At 47.3% G+C, this 20,264-nt stretch carries 3 protein-coding genes; all 3 read left to right on the top strand.

Annotation, left to right across the window (positions count from 1 at the left end; all coding sequences use genetic code 11):
• Positions 1 to 113: 113 nt before the first annotated feature.
• From D3H65_RS12260 to D3H65_RS12250, 3 genes are read left to right on the top strand one after another with little or no spacing between them, the layout of a single operon-like run.
• The gene (locus tag D3H65_RS12260; protein ID WP_119050592.1) at positions 114 to 7,814 is read left to right on the top strand and encodes a PA14 domain-containing protein; all 7,701 of its coding nucleotides are present in this window, start codon (positions 114 to 116) and stop codon (positions 7,812 to 7,814) included.
• Between the two features lie 12 nt (positions 7,815 to 7,826).
• Positions 7,827 to 8,588, top strand: a complete 762-nt coding sequence (locus D3H65_RS12255) for a hypothetical protein (protein WP_119050591.1) — start codon at positions 7,827 to 7,829, stop codon at positions 8,586 to 8,588.
• A 35-nt stretch (positions 8,589 to 8,623) separates the two neighbouring features.
• On the top strand, positions 8,624 to 20,251 hold the full coding sequence (locus D3H65_RS12250; protein ID WP_162915301.1) for an RHS repeat-associated core domain-containing protein: 11,628 nt from the start codon (positions 8,624 to 8,626) through the stop codon (positions 20,249 to 20,251).
• Positions 20,252 to 20,264 lie beyond the last annotated feature (13 nt).

Genomic DNA, 20,264 nt, shown 5'->3' with positions numbered 1-20,264 from the left:
TAACACAGGTTGTTGACGAAGGAATTTTCAACAACTATAAAGGTTACGAACTCCTTGCCGATTGCCAACTGCCGATTCACGATTTTGCCGATTCACGACTAAAATAATATTGCATGTTAGTTTCTCTGGCGCGTTATCATAAATGTATTGCCTGGTTTTTTATGGGCCTTATCTACCTGGAACTGGTATTGATACCAGTGGCTGCAAGAAGTGAAGGAAGAATGCCCCTGGCTTTCAAACCAGTCAGCTCATATGGGCTCGATGCTCCTTATTTGAAAAACCGGGCAACCTGGTCAACTGCCAACCAGCCTGTAAATGGGTTTGATCCACCAATGGCATCAACCCCTTTGGCATACAGTGCTTCACCACTTAACATGGCAGCGCCCCGCTTGCACGTGGCAAGCCCTGCCAGCGTAAAGGGCACCGGCCCCGGGCAACCCGAAATGGCGGCTTTTTCATCCGTCAACAATACGAACCTCGTAGACTTGTTTTCCGGCGACTTTTCTTATAATATTCCCCTGCTGGATGTAGGCGGTTACCCTGTCAACTTGTCTTATCGGGCTGGTATCTCAATGGACCAGGAAGCAAGCTGGGTGGGCCTCGGGTGGAATGTCAACCCCGGCACAGTTACCCGTAACCTGCGCGGATTGCCCGATGACTTCAACGGTCAGTATGATTCCATCAGAAAGGTGATAAGTACAAAAGAGAACAAAACAGTAGGAGTGACCGGAGGAGCTGACCTGGAGATAGCGGGTTTTCCTAAAAAAGAAGGAGGAGGAACAGACACCGCGTTTGGTGGATTGAGTCTCGGGGCCAGCCTTGGTGTAGTGTACAACAATTATCGTGGCTGGGGAATTGAACAAGGGATCAACGCCAGTATCAATTCGGGCAAAGCAGGTAAAGGACCTTTAACAGGTGGATTGTCTATCACCAATAGTTCCATGGATGGGCTATCCATCACCCCTTCCTTGTCGATGAAGCTATTTCAGACCGAAGTTGACAACAACGGTCTTTTCTCCGGTAACCTGTCTGTATCTGCACCTTATAATTCAAGGGCCGGATTAAAAGCCCTGCAAATCAGTGCAGGCCTGCGGCAATCGGGTGTCGACAAAAAAAATCAATCTGGCAGTTATGGCGGCTCCATTTCAAGTGCTATTTCATTTGCTTCTCCATCCTATACACCTTCTATCACCATTCCTTACACAAGTTCACAATTCTCATTTACAGGCAAAGTAGGGTTCGAAGCTAAAGTGGTACATCCCAGCTTTTACATCAGTGGTTACGTTTCCAGACAATACATCGCAGCCCGGGATAGTTCCCTTTCACTTCCTGCATATGGCTATTTGCATTACCAGGATGGCGCTAAGAATCGTGCTTCATTGCTCGATTTCAACCGGGAAAAAGAAATGCCTTATCGTGAAAAACCGGCTGTGCCGAATATCGCGATCCCCAGTTATACCTATGATGCCTTTTCCATTACAGGCGAAGGAACAGGTGGCATGTTCCGTGCCTATCGCAGCGATATTGGTTTCATACATGATCACTTCATCAGGACCAAAGACGAGTCCGACAAATTGAGTATCGATGTGGGCTTGGGCGATATGGTACATGGTGGCGTTGATCTCAACATCAACAGGGCGTTTACCCAGAATGGCCCCTGGCTTGAGCAGAACTCACTTCAGAATATTATCAATTTCCGGAAAGATTCTGCCGCGTTCCAATCAGTATACTTCCGTAATCCCGGCGAAAAAACCGTCAACGATAAAAGCTTCTATGAGACCGTAGGCGGTGATGATGTAGTAACAGTAGGCTTGTACCAGGCTAATAGCAGTAGTGCCAATATCCTGGCCACCAATTACCTGCGGCGCTATCGCAACAAGCAGTACGTAGGAAGCAACCCGCTTACGCGCGACAATGCCGTGCGGATCGCGCGTGATAAACGTACACAGGTGATCTCTTATCTATCGGCAAAAGAAGCCCAACATGCCGCCTTATCCAGGTATATAGAAAGTTATACCCCGAATAAGTTCAGTGCCGGTTTGTGTACAGACGTAATGGTAGATGTGGAAACTGGAAAGGGAACCGGCCTTGCTGCGTCCTATTACCGGACGACCGATCTGACCGGCGCAGGTTATACACGGGTAGATAAAACGATCAATGTGGATTGGGGCAAAGGAGCACCCAATATACCTGTTTCTCCCCCCTTTACAAATGGATTTCCCGATAACTATTTTTCCATCCGTTGGTTGGGTAGGGTGAAAGCCCCCGCCACCGGGAAGTATACCTTCATTACAGAATCGGACGATGGGATACGTCTTTGGGTGAATGATTCCTTATGGATCAACGACTGGCGCGACCATGCTGCACACAAGGACAGCGTGCACCTGAATCTCATTGAAGGCGAATTCTACTCCATCAAGGTGGAGTATTTTGAAAGAAAAGGCAAGGCCTCTGCCAGGTTGAGGTGGTCGTATCCCGGAAGAACAGAACATATTATTCCTGATACCTTTCTATATACCCCTGCCACCATCGATACCTATACCATCAATGATTTCCTCGTAAGGGAAAAGCGGGTCAACAGGTTCCGCAAGGAAAATCACCTCTCAGAGATCGATGTATTGAATAATGACGGACGCCGGTACATCTATGGCATCCCCGTCTATAACCTCAAACAGAAAGAAGTTACTTTTTCAGTAAATGGCGAGCAGCACCGTGGTAATAAAGAGACCGGCCTTGCAGGCTATAACCATGGCTATGACAACACGCGTAACAATACCAATGGGAAGGACTGGTATTACAACAGCGAAGAAGTGCCTGCCTATGCACACTCATTCCTGCTCACTGCAATCCTGTCGCCCGATTACTCAGATGTTACCGGCAACGGAATTACAGAGGATGACATCGGTGATGCCGTAAAATTCAATTACAGTAAGATAGCAGGGATCACGAACCCTTTCCAGTGGCGTGCGCCGGGTGTTGCGGATAGCGTATCTTATTCGGAAGGATTGAAGACCGATCACCGCGATGATAAGGGCAATTATGTGTACGGTGAAAAAGAGTTGTGGTACCTGCATTCTATTGAATCCAAGACCATGGTCGCCACATTCACCGTGGAGGGCCGTAGTGATCTGCCTGCCAATAATGAGCAGGGCACGCGGATCAACAATGGCTACTCCAAACGCCTGAAAGAAATTAATCTGTACAGCAAGGCCGATTTCGCCCGCAAGGGAACGGCTGCCCGTCCGATCAAAACAGTTCATTTCAGGTATACCTATGAGCTGTGCCCGGGTGTATACGGACCCGGCACAGGAAAACTTACACTCGACAGCGTTTATTTTACTTACAATGGCAATAAGAAGGGCAAGGAAAATCCTTATGTCTTCCATTACAATTCGAAGAACCCTTCGTATAACGGTAAGTCGTACGATCGTTGGGGCAATTTCAAAGACCCGCTGGAGAACCCCGGTTCCACTGCCGGCAATGTGATCTCCAATATGGATTATCCATACGCACTGCAAGACAGTATAAAGGCTGCGCGTAATGCTGCTGCCTGGGCGCTTGACTCTGTCAAACTTCCTTCCGGCGGCTCGCTAAAAGTGGATTATGAAAGCGATGATTATGCTTATGTGCAGAACCGGAAAGCTATGCAGTTATTCCGGATCATTGGTCTGGGCAATTCTTCCACCATGCCGGCGCAACCTGGCAACCTGTTACATACACGCAGCAGCGATCAGCTATATGTATACATACGCGTACCAACACCAGTAACCGACGCAGCGGATGCTTATTTCAAATACCTGTATGGTGTAAACAAATTATATTTTAAACTAAACGTTGAGATGCCGGGCGACAATTATGGCTCGGGTTATGAAACCGTGAGCTGTTATGCAGACCTGGCTGTCACTGGTGGATTTGGCAAAGTGAATAACAATGTAATATGGGTCAAGTTGGCCGGCATTTCCCTGAAAGGTGATGGAGATGGCAGTTACAGTCCGCTGGCGAAGGCCGCCATCCAGTTCCTGCGGCTCAACCTGCCTTCGAAAGCATATCCGGGATCCGAAACGGGTTCGGACCTCGACATGGCCGAGGCGGTGAAGATGCTCTTATCGATGGCTACCAATATCGTGGGCGCGTTCAGTTCCTTCGATGCACAGGCACGTAACCGTCGTTGGGCTACTAAGATCGATACCTTGCGCAGTTTCGTCAGGTTGAATGATCCCCTGGGTAAAAAGTATGGCGGCGGGCACCGGGTGAAGCGCATACTTACCTATGACAACTGGGATAAGATGACCAATCAGCGTGCAGCAGTATATGGACAAGAGTATAGTTATACCGATCAAAAAGAAGTGAACGGAAAGAAAGTGACCATCAGTAGTGGCGTGGCGGTTTACGAGCCGGCCCTGGGGGGTGAGGAAAATCCATTCCGGGAACCGATCGAATACGTTGAAAAGGTAAGTGCACTAGGCCCCGTGACCCTGGGTTACACCGAAGAACCCCTGGGAGAGACCTTCTTTCCATCTCCGGGCATAGGTTACAGCCGCGTACGGGTGCGTACCATCCATCATAAGAATAAGAAATCGGCCAATGGTTATGAAGATACGAGGTTTTATACGGCCTATGACTTCCCGACCTATACCGATCGCACGCTGATCGACAATGAAACCAAGAAGAGATACAAGCCGGCGCTTGCCAACCTGCTGCGCGTAAATGCCAAACATTATATTTCACTGTCCCAGGGTTTCAAGGTAGAGCTGAATGACATGCACGGTAAGATGCGCTCAAAAGCCGTGTTTGCAGAAACAGATCCGGAAAACCCGTTGAGCTACAACGAGCAAATTTACCGCGTGGAAGATCCGAAAGCCGAGCACAAGCGCCTGAGCAATAAGGCCATGGTAATAAACGCCAATGGAGAGATCGATTCAAATGCCGTGATCGGTAAAGATGTGGAGTTGATGGTGGATATGCGGGAGCAGTATTCCATTACCAATGGCTATAATGTGAACCTGAATACGGAAATGTTCTCAGTTCCCTTCCTGCCTCCGTTCTTCCTGATTCCTTCCTTCCTGAACCTGGCGCAACGTGAGGAGAATATATACCGGTCGGTTGCCACAACGAAGGTCATCCAGCGATATGGTATCCTGGATAGTGTGATCCAGATCAACAAAGGCAGTAAAATATCTACCAAAGATGTCCTGTACGACAGCGAGACCGGAGAAGCTTTGCTTAACCGTACCCAGAACGAATACAATGACCCCGTATACACTTTCAACTGGCCATCGCATTGGGCCTATGACGGTACGGGTATGGCTTATAAGAATATCGACGTGGTATTGAATGGCATTACCATCCGGGAAGGAAAGATAGAGAATGGCAACGCCCGTCTTGACAGCTTGTTCAGTAGCGGCGATGAAATTTTGGTGGCGGGCAAGCAAAAGACCGGGGGCGCTAATTGCAATGACGAATTTTCAACCTTCCCCACTTACAATAAGATATGGTCGTTCGATAGTAGTGTGGCCAATGGAGGCGCACGATCCCTCTATTTTATTGATCGCGAAGGGAAGCCTTATAATGGGTTCGACATCCGGTTGAAGATCATCCGGTCGGGCCGCCGGAATATGGCTGGTTCGGTGGGCGCAGTCACAACGCTGAAACCGCCGATCGTCCGAAATGCATCGGGTGATTATGAATTACGGATAAACACCGCTTCGGAAGTAATTGCGGCAACTGCTGCGGAACAAAAGCAACTCTGGAAAACAGAGGACAGGAATATATTGAAGCGAACAAGATTGATCACACCGGGATCATGCCCTCAGGGATATAGCTATTCGGAAGAGCAGGGAGGATGTATCAAGGATACGGCAGTTCAGATAGGCCAGACCTACACTGTTTGCAAAGCACCAGGCAACGCCCGCTACTCAACTTGTGGAACTTATATTTATCAATTGTACGGTCAAAATAATACTCCCTACATTAGGTCACGCATAAACCCAACGGACAGTTTCTGGATCAACTATATCAGTACAAATTGGAGCGGATATTGCCAGACACCACCTCCCTTAGCATCTCCGGGTGCTCCGGTTAATACCGCCTTAAAGATGGCGACGGCCACAGATAGTACGACCAGGCGCACGGCCATGAAAGCAATGGCAGTCCAGGCTATGGCTATCCAGGACTCATTAGGACCGCTTAATCGTACGGTGGTGTGGTCATGCAATCCGGAACAGATACCCCCCAATGGATGGTTTGGTTTTACAGCACCTGTCTATTTCCCACATGATGGATTGTATTACCTGGGATTTGCGGCAGACAATTTTATTAAGCTAACCATTGATGACTCATTGTTTCACCAGGATAACGTCTTCAATACCGAATTGGAGAACTTTCAGATATGGCACGTGTTCCCCCGTAGCTTTAAGAAAGGGTACCATACAATTAAGATTGAGGGCCGCGATGCCCAGGGAACCATCACAGGGTTTGGATTGGAGGTATATGATAATAGTGAAGGCGAGTTAATTGCAGCAAAATCTTATGCCGATCTGAGCCTCATCTTTTCAACAAAAGATGTTGTCGATAGTACCTTCCCTGTTTCCTATAGTTGTCCGCTCGGCTATTCACTGGCAACCGGGGAAGCTTCACAATTTGTATGCCGCCAAACCATACCGCTTCCCATGGATACTTCGATCACCGAAACCTGCTACAGTATGGTAAAGGATACCGCCATCAATCCGTATGTGACCGGCATACTTGGCAACTGGCGCGGACACAGGGCCTATACCTATTATGGACAAAGGGCACAGAGCAAGCCTGCCGTGGCTACCAACATCCGCAAAGATGGCATCTATAATGAGTTCACCTCCTTCTGGCAATTTGCTTCCGGAATACTTAGGCCACAGTACGATACAGCCCATTGGGTATGGAATGAAGAAGGCACCTTGTTCAGTCGTAAAGGGTCTGAACTGGAAAACAAAGATCCATTAGGACGTTATAATTCCGGACAGTATGGTTACAACCAAACACTGCCTGTATCCGTGGTTCAGAACAGCCGTTTCAGAGAAGCAGCATTTGAAGGTTTCGAAGATTATGGTTTCGTAACACAAACCTGTGATACCGCCTGTCCCATTGGCCGGCACTTCGACTTCTCGGTCTATAAGAATTATATCGATACCCTGCAAAAGCATAGTGGTAAGAGCAGCTTGCACATACCAGCAGGTAATTCGGTAGGTGTAGGCTTCAAACTGGCCCCTGCTTCGGCCGACACGGCAGTGCCAAAACTAAGCATCGGTACTAAACCGGTTTGTTCTTCAACGGCGCTGGATAAGATCAAAACCTCCGAACAGGTATTGTTGCCTGTATTTACGCCGGTACCTGGCCGCAGGATGGTCATCAGTGCCTGGGTAAAGGAAGCACAGGAGTGTACAGGTATTTCTTATATAAATAACCGCATCCTGGTAGTGTTCGGTGAAAGCAGCAGCTCGATAGAGTTTAAACCCAGCGGCAATATCATCGAAGGATGGCAACGCTACGAAGGCGTATTCACCATCCCGGCAGATGTAAGCTTGTTGAGTGTAAGCCTGCAGGCCACCGCATCCACAGATGTTTTTTTCGACGACTTGCGCATCCATCCTTTCAATGCCAATATGAAGTCCTTTGTATACCATCCCGTGAATCTGCGCCTGATGGCAGAGCTGGATGAGAACAATTATGCTGCGTTCTATGAGTATGATGATGAGGGTACATTGATCAGGACTAAAAAAGAAACGGTGCGTGGAATTAAAACGATCCAGGAAACCAGGAGCGCTTTGTTAAAACCCTAAACTGAACCCGTGATGAAGAAAATAATATTATTTATCCTGTTGGTACCCACCCTTTCGATAGCCCAATCCCGGGAAGATGCCAAAGAAGCGGCGATCAGGGCCATCGGGCAACTGGTATCGACCTACAGGCAGCTGCCACAGTTAAGTTTTGCAGTTAACTACCGCTATGCAGCAGCCGATAGACCGGGGGTGTACCTCGACTCGATGGAAGGACGGGTAATCATCAGTGGCCAGCAATATTGGTACAGTATGGCCCAAACAGAATGTGTGCTAAATGCAGATTACCAGATCATGATCTTCAAGGAGGATAAGTTGATCTACCTCGCCAGGCCCAATAAGGACATGGCAGCTTCAATGGCTATGCAGGCAATGGGGCCGCAGGCTTTGCACGCCTTCGATAGCCTGATCCGGAATGGCCAGGGCATCCATTCCACCATCTGGGAAACTAATGCCGAACAAATTGTTCAGGTCGATTTTACCGGGCATCCCACCTACAAGAGCCTGTCGTGGTTCATTAGTAAGGAAACAGGACTTATCGGCAAAATGGTGACTGTGATGAAAGCCGGGCAATTGTATGATGCCTCCGTGCGGAGCCAGGTAGACGATAAGGATACCTACGCTATTGTAGAGACCCTGTATACTGCTTATCAGAAAGGAGGTGTAGATGAAAATATCTTCAGGAGCGACAGGTATTTCAACAGGCAGGGTACAGCCTATCAACCATCAGCACAGTACAGCAATTATAAAATATTCTTAGGCAGCCAGGGGCTTTAACCACCCTGGTTCACCACACATTAGATGAACTATCTATGAGAAAGCTATTGTCTATTAAACGGCTAACCGGTATTCTACTATTCCTCAGCTCCTGCCTTACCGCGCTGGCGGGCGGAGATCAGCCAGTTTTAAAAGTCCTGGACGGCAGTACTGGACAGTTGAAGGTTGATTCAACGATCCTGGTAGAGGATGCCAAATACTTCAACAGTGCCTACGATGCGATCCTGGTCAAGCCGTATGCAGTGCAAAACCTGGTATCACTGGAGATCAATGAAGGCCTTCCCGTGTATCTGCGCAGTAGTTTTACCGCCACCGCGCGGCTGCGTATCTATTTTACTAGGGCCAATGGCATACGGGACTCCGTTGACCGGGACCTGACCATCAACTACGATACCGCCAATGCTTATAAGGCACGCAGCACCTACCTTTTCAACGATGCTTATCGGGTGGAGGTAAAAGTGTTGCAGTTGACAAAGAATGTTAGCTGGAACGTATGGAGCGCATTGAAAGTAGTGAACCAGTTACAAAGCTTCCCACAATACCAGTTTTCCTGTTCAGCACAGGTGATCAACCAGGTGAATGATTCCGCATTGGCCGCCAATACCGATCTTGATGAATTGCCAGTTTGGTGGCAATCGGTCACCGGCGCCGATGAATATGACCTGGAGTGGACATATATTGATGCTGTAGCCCTTACAGATGGACTGTACGGCAATTCCCAATCGCCGGATGTCGCCCGCATTTTTGAGAACAATGCAACACGGGTGACCATAAGGGGAACGAGCTACCGTATTCCTTTATTCTACGATAACAAAGGCCATTTGTTTTACCGGGTGCGCGCAGTACAACAGGAAAAAGGGGGAGCCAGGAAAGAGGCATACTGGAGTTCAAATGTGGGAGCCGGATTGGGCAGGTTCAATTATGATGGGCACCAGCGGGATCTGAACTGGCAGGCAACGACATCCTTTGCAGAGGAAGGTAAACGAAAGACCATAGTAAAGTATTTCGATGGCAGTTTGCGCGAACGTCAAATCGTAACAAAGGATAATACGACCAACCGGACAATTGTTGGAGAGACCTTATATGACTACCAGGGCCGGTCGGCTATCCAGGTATTGCCGGCTCCAACGCTCAGTTCGGTGATCGGCTATACCCGAAACCTCAATAGAGGATTGAATGGCGTGGCTTATGATAAGAGTATCTATGATACCTTGCCCAGTCCCGACCTATATTGTACGATGCAGGGCATTGCCATGGATACCTCATCCGGCGCATCACGGTATTATTCGCCAGCCAATGAGCTGCGTGATTCGGGCATCTATAAATTTATTCCGAATGCCAAAGGTTATCCGTTTATTGAAACGGAATATACGCAGGATAATACAGTCAGGATTGCCCGTCAGAGTGGTGTAGGGGAGAATTTCCGGATCGGCAGTGGCCATGAAACCAAATATTATTACGGTACACCCGATCAGCGCGAGTTAGATGCCCTGTTTGGTACAGAAGTGGGCGATTATACCCACTACACCAAAAACATGGTGCGTGATGCCAATGGTCAGTACAGTGTAAGTTATCTGGATATGAAAGGGCGTACGATCGCTACGGCCCTGGCTGGTACACCGCCAGACAGCATCAAGCTGGCGAAACTGCCTTCCAATATTCCTGTAACCCGCACTGAAGATCTGTTGGACCGCAAGTCGCCCGTACTACGCGGTAGTTTACTGGAAAGCAAAAAGGGATTGCTGGTGCCAATGGCAGGTAATCATACTTTTACTTACAAGCTCGACCCGCAAACCCTGCAACTGGAGGGCGCCAACACATCCAACTTCTGCTATGATTGTCTGTACGATCTGCAGATCACCATTACCGACGATTGCAATAACCAGAAACTCGGCGGGAAGGCATTCGACACCCTGGTGCGAAACTTCTCCCTCAGTCAGATAGATACCACCTGCTCAAAAGACAGCGGATTTGCCGTCACCTTCACCAAATGGTTGCAGGAAGGTAGTTATGAGGTGACCAAAAAATTATCCATCAGCAAATATGCAATGGATTTCTACCGCGACTCTGTATTTAAGAAGAACAACCTGGTCAAAAGCCTGGAAAACTTTATTACAGAACAACGGCAAGTCGTGATGAACCAGCTGCAATGTAAGCCAAGCTGCGCAACCTGTGAGCTAAACCTCGGTAGCTGGGACACCTATTGGCAGGAGTTTAAAGATAAGTCCGGCGTAGGTGCCGACTCTGCCTTGTACCGTACCCAGGCCGAAACGGCTTATCAATATGCCCTGCGTGAATGTGCCGAGTTGTGTGATCCCCCGAATGAAGCCGGTGAGATCAGAAAAGCCATGATGATCGATATGATCCCGTCCTCAGGGCAATATGCCAATGTGGATAATGCGGAAGATATCTATTCCGTATTCTTTAATAGCCAGGATGGAGAGATGCCGGATACCGCTGCCGCCTATACCCTGATCACCGATTACCGCGATGAGAATGGCAATTTGGATATGGTCTATGATGAGGGCGCTGGCAAGCTGGTACCTCCGGGTCAATTGAGCCCTGCTCTTTTTGCGCAAAAATTTAAGGCATCCTGGGCCGAAGCATTACTGAGCAAGCATCCTGAGTATGTGAAATTGCAGAAATATGACCTGCTGAAAGAAAGCCATGTCTGGGATCGTCGTTTTGAGGCTGTGGAAACCTATGCCGAAGCAAAGAAACGGGGTTATCTCAATCCAGGCAATACCGGTACCAGCCCTTACAACCTTTTCTCTGGCACCGTGGGTTCGATCGAGGTCGATCCACTCTTTTCATTGCGGAATGATACATTTAAGGCCAGGCTACTTGATTCCCTTGTCAAATACCGGAAGAAAGACGGTGTATTTGTAAGCATGTGGGGAGTGGCCTCAGCCGCCGCCATGTGCGATGGTACCGTCGGCTGTTATAATATTTACTTAAACAACAACTATGCTTTCCTGCCAGACTCCATGTGTGTGGGAGAACTGAATATGGCCTGGCTGTCCTTCCGTCAGATGTACCTCGATGTGAAGCGTAACCTGGTAAACCAGTGGATAAAGGCAAATTGTAACAATTGTATTACTACTGCCACCATCATGCAGTCGGGACACCAGCCGCATTTTAGTGATGCATGGGAGTCCCTGGCCTTGAATGATGTTGACCTCCCGTCGGATGCGGCGGGTGCTGCCGCCTGGCAGCAAAAGAATGAAAATGCTTTGGCCGAATATTATGATGGTAATTGCCGGGCGTATGCTACTCAATGGCTGGAACAACTGTTAAAATGTACTTTATATAACCGCGACACCCTTGAACAGGTCATTATCCCTAAATTGATCGATGTTTGTAAAGAAGGAGCGGACGCCAATCACCAATTGGGATCCAGCTCCGTGAAACCTTCCAGCACCTCGCAGTTCAGGAGTTTTGAGGAAGTGATGAACTGGTTCAATACCAGCAGGGGGATCGTCGATCTAGGCAATTGTAATCCTTTTGGCATTGTTGCACCCATGCCCTACGATCGGCAGGTAATGTATAGCAATAAGCCCCTGTTGAACAAACCAGACACCTGTGAGTGCAGCAATATCTCGCGCATCTACACGAAATACCAGCCCGTTGCCGCCCTGTTCCCCTCTTTTTCGGCTTACCTGAAAACAGTGCACAAGACCAATATATCTGATTCCGTAGTGAATATTTTATTGAGCATGTGTGGCGTAGTTGGCAGCAGTTCAGACTGCCGGTTTGCAGAAGCCCCCATTTCCCTGCCGCCTTTATTCCAGTGTTACGCAGGAGATGTGTGCGTGAGTTGTGATCAATTCAGGCAGGTTGATGCCGCTTTCAGGAGCCGTTACCCCAATTTGCTGCCTGCTGCAGAATTTAGTCCAAATGATTCAGTGCAGATCAAAGCTAACCAGCTGTATGAGCAGTTCCTGAATTATAAGCTCGGGTTCACTAAAACAGTGTTTGATTATCTTAATTTTTCACAGGAATGTCATGCAACAATTACCACCAATAATACCCCCAAACATGATCTTGAGAGATTTTATGATTACTACCGGGCCTATCGGAAATCACTGACCAATGAATATGTCAATTCTTATACGCAGCTCTGGCGTGAAACCTGGAGAATAGGTTCTTATCTGTCTGACCAGGTATTTGCAACTGTAGAATTAGCCAGGTTCATTGATACCCCAGGAGTGATAAGGTTGAAGCCCTTTAATGGAGGCGACAAGCTTGGTATGGAAATATATTATCAGTCACAGCGGGACTTTTGTTTTGATGGAGAATTTAGCGGCGAGATCAGGATAAAAGCAGAAAACGATTATTCCAATCCGGGTGACATTTCCATCTATCCTGAAATGATTGAAGGCGACTCCTGGAACTATCCATTCTCTGTTACTATTCAGCCTGGCAGTGGTTATAGCTATTTTGTGCGCGGTCAGCAAACTGTCGTAGTATCAGATGCAAGGGTAAATACTCATTTCTTTGATACCTGGAAAAACATACGTTATACCGTAACATCCCAGAAGTACAGAGTATATTATAATGACACCTTACTTTTTGAAGTTGCCCGGCCGTCAGGTCATCTGCAATACGCAAAACTGGATAGGTTTAAGCTTCATTTTGATTACCTGAAATCGGTGGAGATGGACTGGTTCAAACTGTATGACAAGAACAATCAGCTTGTCTTTAACGAACAGTTCAACACAACATTGGAGCGTGCCAGGCCCGACACAAACGCGCTTTGCCCTTTACCCGATTGCAAAACACTCTTTAGAGACTATTTCAACTACTATTATTTTGGCGATGAATCATGGGGATATGCAACATTCGATGAGATCAACGAAGACGAATATATAGCGAAAACAGGCCGTCCTATTGAAGTATGTGATGGTGAGCTATGCTATAAAGGACCTGCTTATATTACAGGATACCCCATGACTGAAAACGTAAAGACATCTGTTGTTTCCAGTATGACAACTACGCTCGATGGAGGACTGATTATTGCTGGTGGAGTAGCTGATACGGCAACCAGTGCTACTACTACACAGTCAGCCTGGCTAATGCGTACAGATCATAAGGGCGATGTTGTCTGGAAGTCTAATTACAGAGACAGTATCAACATTATTAAAAAGGTAATTACGGCCATGGACAACAGCTTCATCGCCATTGCCTCTTCCAGACACCAGGGGGCTAATAAAACAACTATCCTAAAGGTTCCTGAAGATGGGCAGAGCTGGTTGGCACGGCAAATAGAAGGAGTGTCCGCCGTAGACATTGTAGAGTTAGTTAATGGAGAGTATGCCGCACTGGTAAAGACCTCGACAGGCTGCCGGGAAGGATTTGGTGTTTATTACTTTTCCCAGTGGCCGCTCACTTATGTCAACCACATTTTCGTTACCACTAAAGCTTGTCCGGATATTAATCCACCTGCAGGAACGGTATGGGACGACGTTACCGTTAGTGCGATAACGGAGGAAGAGGACTCCCTGTTGATATTTGGTACTAAGTCAACATCCAATATTCCTGGAGAATCAGGCTTTAGCGGGTGTATCTATAAGATTCCTAAAAGGCAGCTTTTCAATCCGTCAAACCCTGCAACTGGTGCATATTTTCCAAAAGTGTATAAAATTGGCAACGGAACGCGCTTTTTGTCTGCCACCACCAATACAACCGGAAGCGTGGTAAATGCAATGTTTACCGACCCGTCAACCGGGAAAGAGTATCCCTGCATTATTGAACTTGATAATCAACAACAGGTTATTAAGGTGTTAAAGCCGGTATTTCAGGATGGGGCACTGGTCAATCAGGTGGTCACACCTGTTAAACGTGGTGGATTTGCCGTAGCCTGGCAGGATACCCTAAGCGGTGATAAACACCTTCTGAAGTATAACAATGGCATTCAATGGCAAAGAAGATTTGGGATGACAGATTCCAGCTCACTGATAGGTATAGGTATAGATCTGGACAGAGAGTTTTCTATTGTATCGGCCAACCCGCAAGCTGATGCCAATAAGAATGATGTTTGGGTAATTCATACCGATTCTATGGGATTGGTTTCCTGTGATTCACGAAACAGTGAAATAAGTTTTGAAAACATTGCGCACAGGCGGGTCACCGATGTTGCTGCACTGTATAGCCAGATCAATGCCGCCACAAATGTTACCAAATCGGTAACCCAGGGTTGGTCTGCAACACAGCATTTGTGTTCCGACAATACCTGTGCAACCGGATCGTTGACCCTCTGCGGCCGCGCCGAACCTGTACTGCAACCTGCAATGCTGGAAGAGATCACCAATTGTAGCGATTCGACTTTCTTTATTCTTAGTTCCGCGAAAGAGCTGTATAAGGCATATACCGATTCCGTAATGGGTAATTTCGATAGCAACTATCGTGCGAAATGCCTCGATGCCTATAAGTATGAAAGCTTCTCCGTAAGGCATACCGTGAGCGAATACCATTACACCCTTTACTATTATGACCAGGCAGGTAACCTGGCGAAAACAGTCCCTCCGGCAGGGGTTCGCGCCAATTACGATTCCCTGTGGCTCAACAGTATCGAAACAGCCAGGCTGGCAGGTAATATCAAAGTGCCGGCACATGTACTGGCCACAGAATATCGTTATAATACCCTGAACCAGGTGGTGGCCCAACGCACGCCTGATGCCGGTGGATCGGAATTCTGGTACGATCGTCTGGGCAGGCTGGCCCTTAGCCGGAATTCCAGACAAAAGGGCATGAGCACAACCGGAAGCCGCTTCTTTAGTTATACCCGGTACGACGAGTTGGGACGGATCACAGAGGTTGGGCAGATAAGGGATACCTCGGGTAGCGTGATCAGCGATACGCTTACGCGTAATGAAACAATCCTGAGGGGATGGCTCGACAACCTGGTAAAATACCGTGGCCAGGTTACCCAGACTGTTTATGATACCGCCTATATTGGATTTGGAGCAGGTGACCAACGACTTGTGGTGCAACAACAAAACCTGCGAAACCGGGTGAGCTATACTACGTATGCAGACTCACCAGGCGTCACAGCAGCGTTTAACCAGGGGACATTCTACAGTTACGACCTGCATGGTAATGTAGATACTTTGCTGCAGGATTACGGACAGGCTGGTACTACACCCAATATGATGAATAAAAACGGCAACCGCTGGAAGAAAATGGTGTATGAATATGATCTCATCAGCGGAAAAGTGAATAGCGTTCATTACCAGCCTGGCTGGGCCGACCAGTGGTCGCACCGGTACACATACGATGCGTCAAACAGACTTATATCAACAGAAACCAGCACCAATGCTGTGATCTGGGATAAGGAAGCCCAATACGAGTATTACCTCCACGGCCCTCTGGCCCGGACAACGATAGGCGCCCAACAGGTGCAGGGGCTTGACTATGCCTATACCTTACAGGGATGGCTGAAAGGCGTGAACAGCGTGGGCATGAAGCCCAACCTCGATATGGGTAAGGATGGATCAATTGGTGGTTTGAGGCAGTATACTGCCAGGGATGTGTTTGGGTTTGGGCTTAATTACTTCGGAGGAGATTATTTCCCGATCAGCTCCCTGGTATCACCATTCCCCGGGTACATGGCCTACCTGCCCGACAGCGCCTACCGTCCATTGTTCAACGGCAATATCAGCAGTATGGCAGAAAGCCTCGATTCGGCACATATTCCCGGACTTGCTTTTGGCAGTACGCTGCTCTATAATTACAAGTACGACCAACTGAACAGGGTCAAACAATTGGACACCTATAAGGGCTATAATGGAAGCACCAACAGTTGGAGTGCCTTGAAAATGTTGGAACAATATAAAGAACGTGTTTCCTATGACGCCAATGGTAATATCCTGCAATATAAACGTACCGGAAATCTAAACGGACCCAACGCCCTGATGGATGATCTTCAGTATAGCTATTATGCCAATTCCAATAAATTGAAGCAGATCATTGACAACGCTCAGGCAGGCACTTACAGCAGCGATATAGACAACCAGGCGGACCCGGAGAATTACAAATACGATTCGACTGGAAACCTCGTCAAAGACAGCGCTGAAGGGATACGCGAGATCAAATGGACGGTATATGGTAAGATCCGCGAGATCATCCGGAATCCAGGTGCGGCCAATAAGGTGAGCAGGATTGTATATGCTTACGACGCCCAGGGCAACCGGATAGGCAAAATGACAGAACGCCAGGGAACAACCAAAAAAGAATACACCTGGTATGTGCGGGATGCACAGGGAAATACACTCGCAGTGTATACTGACAGCACCAGTTCAGCTGATCTGGCCCAATTGGCGCCTTCCCTCACAGAACGGTCCATTTACGGCAGCAGCAGGCTTGGCGTATACACCGCTGTACAGCCCGTGGATAACGGACCGGCTGATACCAGACAATCCGATACCGCTATTGACAGAAGAGGGTTGAAATTGTATGAGCTAAGTAACCACCTGGGAAATGTACTGGCAACCATCTCCGATCGGAAGCAAGGCATAATTACAGCTTCGGGAGACACCGTTGCGAGTTACTATTATGCAGACGTACGCAGTGCACAGTCCTATTATCCCTTTGGTATGATCATGCCAGGCAGAAATGCTACTACCACTGACTGTAAAGAAGAATTGCAAAACAATGTGGTAGAACTGGTGACGAACGATCTCAATAGTGGTGTAACCATCAATGGAACAGATATCTATCAGAACGGCGTTCGATGGGCTCCATTGAATACTGCAACCATTTCGTACACCAACAATGCCATTAGGGTCGATAATGGAGGCGGGTCCAGTGATGGGGTAGTGGCTTACCTGCCGGGATCAGCCGTTGAAGCCAATACCACCTACGTCATTGAATTTGATATAACAGATAAGTCATCCGGCATCACTTATTTTGGTTGCCAGGCACACACTCCAACCAATGATGTGTACAGGGTTACAACGCAAAAGTTTGGAACAGGGCATCACGCTATCCTGTTCACCAGCCCGGAAGCGTTACCAAACTACATACGATTGCGCATCACTTCAAACTCAATTGCCGTAGGCTCTTATTTTGTAGTAGACAATGTGAAGATCAGGAAGTTTAAAGCGGTTGATGAGACAACGGAAGTTGCTACTGATTTTGATCATTCAACCATCAGTGGTGGAGTGATCAGCGGTGATGGAATGATTTGGAAACCGCTCAATAATACAATTACAAGCCTGGGATTGATTGGCGAAAATGATAAAAAGATCCGGGTAACCTGTTCAAATACCGATCAGGCATATCTCAAAACGGAGATAAAGTTAGCAGGCGGCAACAATTACCTGATGCGCGTAAATGTTGCACAGGATGCGCTGGACAAGCGCCTGGGACTTCGGATATATTCAAAAACAGGTAGCACCTGGACGCAGAACGAGTCGCAAGGCGTATTCTTCGTAGGGGCGGGTGATTTTGCACTTAATTTTGCCCAACCAGCGGGGGCAGACTCGGCCCGCATCGAATTTATCCGGAGTAATAATGGAAATACCTATGATGGGTATAATACACCTTATGTTATAGACAACTTCAACATCAGTCGTTTGGACACCTTATCCCTGAGGCCGGTGATGGTTTGTGGAGGCTGCAGGGAGCAGGAGGTGAGCCTGGTGGAAACGAAAGTGGAAAGTAATCTCGATAGCGGTGTAACCACACTGTCCAATAACCGGTACTTGCACAAAGGACTAACCTGGCAGCAGCAGGCAAATGGCATTGTTTCCCTTGTGAATGGCACATTCAGAGTAGAGAACAGCGGAACATCAAGTAGTGATGGCATGCTGGTGGTCGTTCCATCCTCCATGATTGAACCCTTTACTACTTACCAGATGGAATGCGATATCCTTGAGCAATCGCCAGGTATCACGGAGTATAATATACAAGTGCTTTCACAAACCAACGACGGATACCGTGTAAGCATAATACAGTCCGGCACAGGCCATCGTTCAATAGTGTTTACCACCGGGGCAACCGTAGGCACCTATGTTGCGTTCAGAATTTCAGCAAGGCCTGCTACGGCTGGTTTGAGTTTCCTTGTCGACAATTTCTCATTAAAAAAATACACAACCGTAAATCAGGTATTGGTACATGCTACCGATTTCAATTCCGCAGAAGTGAGTGGAACTAATATTGTCGAAAATGAACATATATGGAAACCAACTGATGGCTCAGGAACAAGTTTGACATTAATAGGCAGTACCGACAAAAAGATCCAGGTCAATGCTACTAATTTGACAAACTGCAAGTTATCTACTGATTTGCCGGTAGAAGGCAATAAACGATATTTGTTGAAGTTTTCGGCCAGTCAGCCCAATGCGGAAAAATATATATTCATACAGTTGTGGGCAAGAACCGGTGTCGGGCCCTGGACGATCACCGACCAAAGAGGCTTCTTCTATATTGGCTCGGGTGATTTTCAATTGAATTTCACTGCACCGAGTGGGGCAGATGAACTACGGGTGGAGTGGGTGCGAGCTAATTCCGGCACACCAACAGTAGCCCAGGATTGGCCATATACAATTGACAACTTCAGCCTGCACCGGGTTGATCTGGTGACCAGTGTGAAAACAATGGTGTGTGATAGTACTGGTGGAGAGCAAAAGGGATTGTACCGGTATGGGTTTAATGGTAAGGAGAATGACAATGAAGTAAAGGGGCTGGGTAATCAGTCAGACTTTGGCGCAAGGATGTACGATGCGAGAATAGGAAGGTGGTTGAGTGTTGATCCGTTACAAAGAAAATACACCGATTTATCCCCGTATCAATATTGTGCCAATTCCCCAATTTCTGCAAAAGACCCTGACGGTAGATTGATAATTTTTATTAATGGAATGTGGGGGTCTGCATTTGGGATAGATGAACCTAAAGAAAAATATTGGGGAAGTTCCTGGGTTTCTGCTGTTCAAAGGCAAATTGAAGGAGCAGGCAGTAAAACTCCCCGTTTTTACGATGGTTCAATGGGGGGAGTATCAAGCATAGTTCAAAAACCCTTTCAAGACAAAACATCCAACACAAAAGAAAACCGTATTTTGGCAGGAGAAAAAGCAGGATACGCTGATGCCGCAGCCATCATTGGCGGACTTGATAAAGGGGAAACAATAAAAATTATTACTAATAGTATGGGTACTGCGTTTGAAAGAGGATTTACAAAAGGAATTCTAAAATATCAAACTGAAGAAAATGAGAGAAGGACAACATTAAATGCCTACATTGACAAATTGTTAGCCCCGGTTCAAGAAGAACTAACGTCATTAACTGAAATGAAAGCTTTCACTAATTTCATGACAGACGAAACAAAGAAAAAACTCGATAAGGATATAAGTGCAATTAACACAAAGATCAATGACTTAGTAGCACGAAAGAAAGAAATACTAAATGTTAAAATCGAAATGGTTATTGATTTAAGCTCTCACGAAATTGATTATCCTGATCCTAATGCTGCGAAAAGCTACTTTATGAAGGCTGCAAAACTCAATAATTGGGAAAAGGTATTTGTCGAGGAAAGGCCAATTGGAGCTCCTGCGCAACAAATAGGATTAAACTCGGATGGCACGACGCAAATGAGATGTCATTATGGACCATGCGCACCCCCTTCGGCGATGCCAGAAAGCTCGACTAAACCTAAAGAAAAATAGATAATTATTATTA

This window comes from Paraflavitalea soli (assembly GCF_003555545.1).
GTDB classification, from domain to species: domain Bacteria; phylum Bacteroidota; class Bacteroidia; order Chitinophagales; family Chitinophagaceae; genus Paraflavitalea; species Paraflavitalea soli.
This window is presented reverse-complemented; position numbering and strand designations above follow the sequence as displayed.

Bases quoted from the DNA above. Each gene is read 5' to 3' on its own strand.
- D3H65_RS12255 (WP_119050591.1), top strand. From the start codon at position 7,827: ATGAAGAAAATAATATTATTTATCCTGTTGGTACCCACCCTTTCGATA.
- D3H65_RS12250 (WP_162915301.1), top strand. From the start codon at position 8,624: ATGAGAAAGCTATTGTCTATTAAACGGCTAACCGGTATTCTACTATTC.
- D3H65_RS12260 (WP_119050592.1), top strand. From the start codon at position 114: ATGTTAGTTTCTCTGGCGCGTTATCATAAATGTATTGCCTGGTTTTTT.